This is a genomic window from Streptomyces sp. AF1A, from assembly GCF_047340315.1.
Classification (GTDB): domain Bacteria; phylum Actinomycetota; class Actinomycetes; order Streptomycetales; family Streptomycetaceae; genus Streptomyces.
This window is the reverse complement of the sequence record NZ_JBLEBI010000070.1, coordinates 24,245-32,179: the sequence shown is the minus strand read 5'-3', so window position 1 is coordinate 32,179 and position 7,935 is coordinate 24,245. Positions and strand designations below refer to the sequence as shown.

The window sequence follows — 7,935 nt, the reverse complement described above, 5'->3', positions numbered from 1 at the left end:
CGGGGGTGGGGTGGGTGACCGGGTCGGAGATCTCGGCACCCGCGCCGGCGGAGCTCGCGGCATCGGCACTGGCGAGACTCACGGCATCCGCACCGGCGGGGCGGATGACCGGACCCGGCTCGGCGGAGAAGCCCAGGCGGGCGGCGTTGCGGCTGAGGGAGCGGATGCGGGCGTGGGCGTACCGCACCCGGAACAGCGGATTGCTCTCACGCTGGACCAGGTGATCGGCGGTGATCCGGGGCCGGTCGTGCGCGGCGGGGTGGAGGAGGGCCCACTGGGCGGCGTCGGGTCCGAGCGGAGCGGGGTCCTCCGGCGCCGGGACGGGCCGCAGGTTCACCGGCTCGCCGTGCTCTACGGTGGCCCGCCCGCCCTGCGTGGCCACGATCCGTACGACGGCGTCGGCGACGATCTCGGCCCGCACCTCGTACGGCACCCGAAGGGTGACGACCTGCCCGGCGAGGGCGTCCCCGTGCCCGTACTCCGCACCACGTGCGCGGATCTCACGGACCAGCTCGGTGACAGGATCGGCGCGCTCGTCGAGCCGGATGTTGAGGAACCCGGGCCCGGTGACGACGACGTCCTGGATGCCGTCCACGCCGACGAGCCGGGGCCGCAGAATCTCGGCCACCCGCAACGCCGGCTGCCCGGCGGACCGGGCCAGCTGCAGGGCCACGGTGGTCGCGTAGTCCCCGCATCCCCCGGGCCCCGGCTCGCGCACGACGACCCGCTCGGGCACGGCCACACTCAGCTCCCCCTCGTCGACGGCACGACGCACCGCGTGCAACACGGTGCGGGAGAGCTCGACGGGGGTCACGGTGACAAGGGTAGGGGAGGAGGGAGCGGGCAGGAGAGGCGGTTTCTCTCTGTGGGACGGCGCGCGATCCGGCTACGGACGGACGCCACCCGGCGCACGCCAGGACTGGGGCGCACTGACCGCGGGAGGAGACACACCAGACACGTCCTACAACTGGCCGACGGAAGATCCGGCCAAGCGGAGCACTCAACCGCCCCAGGAAGGAAATGCACCACCTGAGATGAGCCGTCGCTCCACCTCGGCGAAACCCCGGAGCCGAGGCGGAGCCTCGACACACCCCGGAGGACACGCACCGAAGACGGAATGCACAGGAGACGGAATTCTCACCCCACCCCGGAGGGACACGCACCCAAGACGAACCCTCTACCCACCGAAGGAGATGCCACCGGGTACACCGTCGGCAACGCCGTCGTCGTCACCGTCACCTTCCCCCTCACCGCCCCCTCCCCCGTCACTCGCTCTCCCGTGCCGCTCTCCCCCATGACCACCCCGGCCGTCGATCAGGTCTTTGACGAGCCGCACGAGTTCGGCGGGTTCGAAGGGTTTGGCGAGAAAGGCGTCCACACCCACGTCGAGGCCGGTCTCGACCTCGTACTGCGTGCACGCGCTGATGATGGCGAGGGGTAGATGGTGCGTACGGGGGTCGGCACGAAGCCGGGCGGCGGTGCGCAGCCCGTCCAGCCGCGGCATGACGACATCGAGCGTCACGACGTCGGGCCGCACCTGGTGCACCACGTCCAGACACTCGGCGCCGTCGGCCGCGGTCACGACCTCCAGCCCTTCCAGCTCGAGGTTGACCCTGATCAGCTGCCGGATGACCTTGTTGTCGTCCACAACAAGCACCCGACCCGACGCGCCCGACACACGTCGAGAGTAGGTCCGGACCGGCCACCGCGTCCGGGTTTTCCCCACTTCCACCCCCTACAGGGGACCCCTCCTCACCCCTCCCCGCTAATCGAGTTCCTGATCACCCCACCGGACCTGCTAGTGTTCTGTCCGTCGCCGCGAGCGAGCAGCTCAGCAGCCGACACGCCCCCGTAGCTCAGGGGATAGAGCAACGGCCTCCGGAGCCGTGTGCGCAGGTTCGAATCCTGCCGGGGGCACCCACTATGAGGTGCCCAAAGACCCCGTCACCAGCGGAAACGCTGAGGCCGGGGTCTTCGCGTATGTGCAGGCATGTGCCACCCGCAGCAGGCGTATGTCGGGGTCCCTGGACGGGATCTTGGAGCGTTGCCCCAAGTGAGCCGCGCTCTCCGCAGTGGGTGGTCGGCGGGTACGGATACGGCCCGCGGGGTCATGGCAGCCGATGGCCCTATGGGCTTTCGAGTGCGAGCCTGCTGGCAAATGCGATCATGGCAACTCCGCCACCGGCTTTCAGCACCCGGATACGACGCCTTCCCCCCAGAAACCAGGTCCGCATGGATCCGGCGGCACAGACACAGATGGTTTCGATGAACGCTTGGACCACACCCCCGGTGAGGCCGATGACCAGCATCTGGAGGACGGGATTTCCGCGTGGGTGGTCAACGAACTGGGGTAGGACGGCCGTCAGCGACACGATGCTCTTCGGGTTGGCGACACCGACCAGGAAGCCCTGCCGTACCGATCGCGCCCACGACGTCCTGCCCAGGACATCGGCTGCGGCAGGGGGCTCATTCACGGAGCCGGCCCGGGCGGAGCGCAGCGCATTGACCCCCAGCCAGAACAGGTAGCACGCGCCGAGGACCTTGACCGCCATGAAGAGCTTGGCCGATGCCGCGACGATTGCTCCGAGACCGGCGAGCACGAGCGCCAGGAGTACAAGACCGCCCATGGCGTTCCCCAGCACGATCCACATCGCAGATCGTCGCCCCAGGGTGATGGCACGGCCGGTCTCAAGCAGGACAGATGGCCCTGGGATCGCTGACAGCACAGCAGACAGAGTCAGGAAACCGACGAGCAGGCTCGGGTTCACGGGCACAGGGCGGACGATACCGAGAGTGTGGATTCATCGGGGAAGAGCACGCCAGGGGTCGGCGACGTGACGGGTCATAGAGCAACAACGAGGCCCCTGGACTCGATGCCAGGGGTCTCGGAGGCGGGCACGGCTGTCTATTCGTACTCGCGAAGCACCGGCCGTCGAGGCACTTCGCGTAGCTCCGCACTTCTTGGAAGCCGCGGATAGAGTGGCGCGTTCGTTCAGTGGTTCTTGGATCGGAGCGCGGACAGAGCCACCGCCGCTGCCGCACGGGCAGCGCTGCCGCCGTGACCGTCAGGGACTTCACCCGGGCGTGCAGATACGTTGGTTACAACCTGCACGTCAGTGGGATTCGGGTGACTGCCAAGGGGTGGGTATGTCGGGCGCGACCGTCTCAGTGATCGTTGCCATCGTCGGTGTGATCGGCACGCTGGCCTCGGCCGTGATCACTCAAGTCCTCTCCCAGCGGGCGGAGACGCGGAGGTCGGAGCGAGAGGAGCGGGTTCGTCTCGCCGAGTTGCGGGCCTCCGAAGATCAGCGGAAGATCGATCAACTCCGGGCTTGCTACGTTCAATTGAACGCCGACGATCGCAACTACCGAGATGCGATGCTGGCGTACGCCTACGCGCTCAAGTCGGGGACCGCCGAGGCGGAGGCAGCGGAAGTCGGCAGCGCCCGGCGTGCGCAAAGAGACACCCGGGCTGAGGCGCAACTGATCGCGAGCGACGAAGTACTCCGGATCGAGAGCCGGGTGAACGCCCAGCTCACCGTCGCGTACAAGAACCTGATGGAGATAGCAGGCGAGTCCGACCTGTCGGCTCATCAGGTGAGGCTCAGCCAGGTCATCGAACTCCTGGACTCGATCATTGCGCAGCTGAGTCATGTGCGAGCACGCATGCGCTACGAGGTGGGCGCCACCGGTGAGCTGCCCGACTGGTACAGCCCTGAGGCCGGACTCACCACTCACTGACCGGAGGGCCACCGGTGATCACGTCTGCGGGCACTCCGAACCGCACCCGTGCCGCGCCCAAGGCCGGATGGATCGCCCGGGCCGTGGCCCGCTGCACCAGCACATCACAAGGGCTGAACAGCAGGGTTCGGCCGTTTCCTGCCTGATCAAGGGGTCGCGCAGGCACGGCGCGCGGCGCTCGGCCCGCATGTGGGCCGCCGCTCGTGTCTTCGCGCGCCGCCGCTCGTGTCTTCGCGCGCCGCACCAACGCGCCCCGGCAGGTGCCGCGATCAATCAGCGTCCGGAGAAGCGGGACGAGCCTTGGGGCTCTGCCCGGTGCGCCGGTCCCTCCCTCGGAGGGTGCGCCCTGCGAGCTGACCTCCCCGGCGGTGAGCAGCCTGCGAGGTGTCGGGGTGGTTGGTGTGGAGGCGAGGCGGTCCGCCGGAGTGGCGTCGCTGGGGTTCGTTCCCGCCTGTGTTCAGCGGACGCCGCGCGCGGTGTTCGGTTCGGGCCACCAGGCTGCGTCGGATGTCGGAGTCGCCGGGGAGCGGGTGAGCCGGGGGACGACGTCCGTGACCATGGAGACTTCGCCCCTCTCTATCGCCTGGTACCAGGAGATCCAGGTCTCGATCTGTTCCCCGCTCATACCCAGTCGCCATCGCCGTGCGAAGGCATCCTCAACGGTCTCGGGCTTGTAGCGGTAGGCCCGACCGGTGGCCGCGGCGATGCGGGTGACCGCTTCGTCGAGGGTCAGGGCCTCGGGTCCGGTGATCTTCAGCGTCGCGCCGTCGTGCTCGGAGTGGGGGCCCTCGTCCAGGGCGACGGCCGTGATCACGTCGGCGATGTCCTCGTGGGTGGCGAAGGCGGCCCGGCCGGTGCGGGCGGGGCCGCTGACGACGAACTCCTCGTCGGCGAGGGCGGCCGGCGTCGAGGCGTAGAAGCCTGCTCGGAGCACCGTGTGGCGGATCCCGGCCCCTGCCAGGAACTGTTCGGTCATCCACTGGTCGCGGGCGTTGAGGTAGGTGGCGGTGGGCGCGGCGCCGACGAGGGCACGTACAGGATCCGGTCCACGCCGACCGCGACCGCGGCCTCGACCGCGGTGGCGTGGTCCTCCAGCCGGTGTCCCGTGCGGTGCCCGGAGATCAGGATGAGCGTCGAGGCGTCCTCGAGCGCCTTGCGCATGTCAGAGGCGTCGGCGTAGGCGGCGGGACCGCGTCGCCGGGCACCCGGCAGTTCGGGCATGCGGTCGGGGTGGCGCCCGACGAGGAGTTGGGGGACGCCATGGCCGGCGGGCCGGGCCGCGATCCGGCCGCCCAGCGCCCCGGTCACCCCGGTGACCGCCATCGTCGCGTGGTTCTTCTCAGCCATGGGTTCCCTCCATGTGGGGCAGCTGGATCTTGCCGCCCAGTCCTTCCCATGTCATGTCCTGGAACGACATGCCCGCGTACGGGATGGGCGCGTTGTGCACGGGTACGTCGATGTCGCCCCATGCCGCCTGGACCTGCACGACCATGCTCTCGATCGCCGCCGCCCCGCGCACGTCGGCCGGCAGGGCCATGGCCGGGCCGCCCGCGGCCTCGATGTCGGCCAACCCCCTCTCGCCCGACCTGCCGCTGGAGTGGTTCGCCACCACGCGCATCCCTGGCGCGGCCGGCATGCGCGCGATGGCCGCGCCGATTCCGCTACCGGTACCCGCCTCGTCCCGAGCTCACGAGCGAGATCGTCCATGCTCACTCGTGTGAAGCCTGGCGCCAGAAACCGTTGGGCGCCCCGTCGGTGGTCACGTCAGCACGCTGCCCCGCATGGCCGGAAACCAGGAGAGGTGTCCGGGACGTTCCCCTGGCTGAGCCCCAGGCACGCATCCCGAAGTGTGTCAGGCGCTGGACCGCCGAGCCGGGAGAGCCGACCTCGGCGAGCAGGTCAGTGCCCTGGACGTGCGTTACGACCGTCAGCGCGCGCCGCGCCGGAGCACGCCCGGCAGACCTCCGACTCGGCCTGAGCTGCTGTCCCCCCTCTGGTGCGCACACGCTGGGTTCGTGGCGCCGACGTACCGCACCGGGTCGCGCGTTGCGGTCAGCACCGAAGAGGTGACCTACGTGGCTCCGTCGGCGGTCGCGGCGTGCAGGTCGTGGACGGCGGCACGGATCGTTTCGTCCTGGGTGAAGCCGCGCCAGCCGCCGTTGGAGCGCAGTCGCTGGTCGAGGAGGGGGATGCCGCGCAGGAGGCGGGCGGCCGGCTGGGACGGGCGGCCGATGCGGGTCAGGTAGCGCACTGCGGCGAGCTGGACCGGCTGGTATCTGCCGTGGGCCAGGTCTTGGACGGCCGTGAGCAGGGCCGGGACGACATGGTCGGTGTCGCCGGTCGCGGCCCACAGGGCGTGCGCCGCTTCGACCCTGGTCCACGGATCGGTGGCGGTGGTCATCGTCCGGAGCTGATCCGCGTGGCCGGCGGCGTGCGGACCCAGGTCGGCCAGCTTGCGCAGAGCGGGGTGAGGGAACCTGCCCGTGGTGGCGGGTCCCAGGACCTCGAGGGCCGGGCCGGGGTCGCCCCCGGTCTTCCAGTACGCCCATGCGGCGAGTGGGGCGTCCCTGCCACCGGCGGTCGATCGGGACAGCAGCAGGGTGCGGGCTTTGTCATCCGCTGTCCCGATGCCGGCCAGGGCCGTCGCTGCCGGGATCCAGGTGCGGTCGTGCTTCAGCAGGCCGACGAGCCGCGGAACGGCCTCGCGCGCGGCGGGCCCCCAGGCCGCGAGCGTCTGGCAGTGCTGGTTGAGCAGGCCGGCATCCGTTGCGACGCCGAGGTGCTTGCAGACAGCGGGCACGAGGACGTCGGCGTGGTCCCGCAGGCCCACGAGTACCTCGTGGTGCGAGGGAAGGACCACGTGGTGGTAGGGGTCGGCGGGATACATGGCCGACGCCGACCCGAAACCGGACCGAGGCTCGGCCAGCACCTCGATCAGGCCCGGCAGGCACCGCGGATCGTTCATCCGCGCCAGCGCCCACAAGGCCGCCTCGCCCACGGTCTCGCCCACACGGGTCGTCCGGGCGGCCCGGTCGCCGAGCAGACCGGCGATCTCGTCAGCGTGATCGCCCGCGGACGAGCCAAGGCAGGCCAGCAACTCGACCGCCCGGAACCGAACCTCGGCGGCCGGATCGTCCAGCCGCGCCACCACCGCCGGCAGCAGCTCAGAGGTGGGGGAACGCCACTGGGCCAGCAGAGTGCCCGCCTGTGCCAAGGCGCCGATGCGCTGCTCGTCGTCGGGGTGGTCGGCCAGCAAGCCGAGCACGAAGGCAGGAGACGGGCCGGGGAACAGATCCACCGTCCAGTGCTGCACGCCCAGCACCCCGCAGGCGATCGAGCTCGTATGCCGCCACAGCTCGACGCTCGGGTCCCGGATCGCTTCCAGAACCAGGTCAAGGCGTCGCGCCGGAAGGTGCGGATCACCCGCCGAAAGGGCGTGCACCGCGGCCAGGCGCAGCTGGGGCTCCGCCGAGTCGAGCAGCCCGCGAAGGAGCGCGTCCGCCCGGTCCCCGTGGTGGCCGGCCGGCGCACGTCGTACGGCCTGGCCGAGCGCGAGCACCAGTTCGAGACGGGTCGCCGGGTCCCTGTCGGCCTCCCAGCACCGCAGGAGTGCGGCCAGCGTGGACTCGCCAGGGCTCGAGCAGCTGCCGATCAGGTCGGCCGCGGCCCGCCGGATCTCCGGCTCAGGAGCGCCGAGCAGGGCGAGTGCATCCGGCAGGGCCCGCTCCCAGGCCGGTGCCCAACCGGGATCCAGGAAGCGGTCGGAGACCCTCCCCGCCTCCGCCGCGAGCATCGCCAGCAGTTCCAGCACCGTGCCCCGGCTGGGCACGCCCGGCGTGGCGGCCACGCGCAGCAGAAACGGAAGTGCGGCCGAGGCGGCCGGGCAGATCCAGCCGCCCTGGTGGAACAACAGGTTGAGCAGATCACTTGCCGCGTTCTCCGCATCCACCGGATCGGGGCTCACGCACCGGCGCAGCAGCTCAGGCACGTCCGCCGCGGAGCCATAGTTGTGCTCCAGCCCCGCCCAATCGACCGCGTCCAGCCCCTCCCACATGCGGGCGACCCTAGCCCGCCGCCCCCTGCGCCGGCGAAGGGGTTTCCGGCCTGCTGGACCGGCCAGGAAGGCGCGGCGGATCACCGCATCGGTGATCATCACTGTCCGGCTCGCATCCCGTCAGGGGCACTGGCGCGTCC

Annotated in this window: 7 protein-coding genes, 1 tRNA gene and 1 pseudogene; 2 read left to right on the top strand and 7 right to left on the bottom strand. The window is 70.7% G+C overall.

Annotation, left to right across the window (positions count from 1 at the left end; genetic code table 11):
* Both nrtL and ACLU3S_RS19950 read right to left on the bottom strand, forming a co-directional pair.
* Window positions 1-814 (bottom strand): ArgS-related anticodon-binding protein NrtL (gene nrtL / locus ACLU3S_RS19955; protein ID WP_413953256.1); only part of this gene is annotated, 814 nt, incomplete at its 3' end.
* A gap of 363 nt (window positions 815-1,177) precedes the next feature.
* Window positions 1,178-1,726: a response regulator gene (locus ACLU3S_RS19950; protein WP_413953260.1), complete on the bottom strand. Its 549-nt coding sequence runs from the start codon at window positions 1,724-1,726 to the stop codon at window positions 1,178-1,180.
* 119 nt (window positions 1,727-1,845) lie between these two features.
* Between ACLU3S_RS19950 and ACLU3S_RS19945 the strand changes: the two genes are divergently transcribed.
* A tRNA-Arg gene (locus tag ACLU3S_RS19945) sits at window positions 1,846-1,917 on the top strand.
* Window positions 1,918-2,126: 209 nt separating this feature from the next.
* On the opposite strand, the gene ACLU3S_RS19940 is transcribed toward ACLU3S_RS19945, so the two are convergent.
* Window positions 2,127-2,768, bottom strand: a complete 642-nt coding sequence (locus ACLU3S_RS19940) for a LysE family translocator (protein ID WP_413953255.1) — start codon at window positions 2,766-2,768, stop codon at window positions 2,127-2,129.
* 379 nt (window positions 2,769-3,147) lie between these two features.
* Between ACLU3S_RS19940 and ACLU3S_RS19935 the strand changes: the two genes are divergently transcribed.
* A complete protein-coding gene (locus ACLU3S_RS19935; protein WP_413953254.1) occupies window positions 3,148-3,741 on the top strand; it encodes a hypothetical protein in 594 nt (197 codons plus the stop codon).
* A gap of 457 nt (window positions 3,742-4,198) precedes the next feature.
* Here ACLU3S_RS19935 and ACLU3S_RS19930 read toward each other — a convergent pair whose 3' ends face one another.
* The 4 genes and pseudogenes from ACLU3S_RS19930 to ACLU3S_RS19915 all read right to left on the bottom strand — a co-directional run bounded on the left by ACLU3S_RS19930 (window position 4,199) and on the right by ACLU3S_RS19915 (window position 7,795).
* Window positions 4,199-4,717, bottom strand: coding sequence for a hypothetical protein (locus tag ACLU3S_RS19930; RefSeq protein WP_413953253.1), 519 nt, complete (start codon window positions 4,715-4,717; stop codon window positions 4,199-4,201).
* The gene (locus tag ACLU3S_RS19925; protein WP_413953252.1) at window positions 4,714-5,088 is read right to left on the bottom strand and encodes a hypothetical protein; all 375 of its coding nucleotides are present in this window, start codon (window positions 5,086-5,088) and stop codon (window positions 4,714-4,716) included. The genes ACLU3S_RS19930 and ACLU3S_RS19925 overlap by 4 nt, the downstream gene beginning before the upstream one ends.
* A pseudogene (locus tag ACLU3S_RS19920) lies at window positions 5,081-5,401 on the bottom strand (SDR family oxidoreductase); the annotation flags it as partial. The pseudogene ACLU3S_RS19920 and the gene ACLU3S_RS19925, both read right to left, overlap by 8 nt.
* Window positions 5,402-5,812: 411 nt before the next feature.
* Window positions 5,813-7,795, bottom strand: a complete 1,983-nt coding sequence (locus tag ACLU3S_RS19915) for a HEAT repeat domain-containing protein (protein ID WP_413953251.1) — start codon at window positions 7,793-7,795, stop codon at window positions 5,813-5,815.
* Window positions 7,796-7,935: the final 140 nt, after the last annotated feature.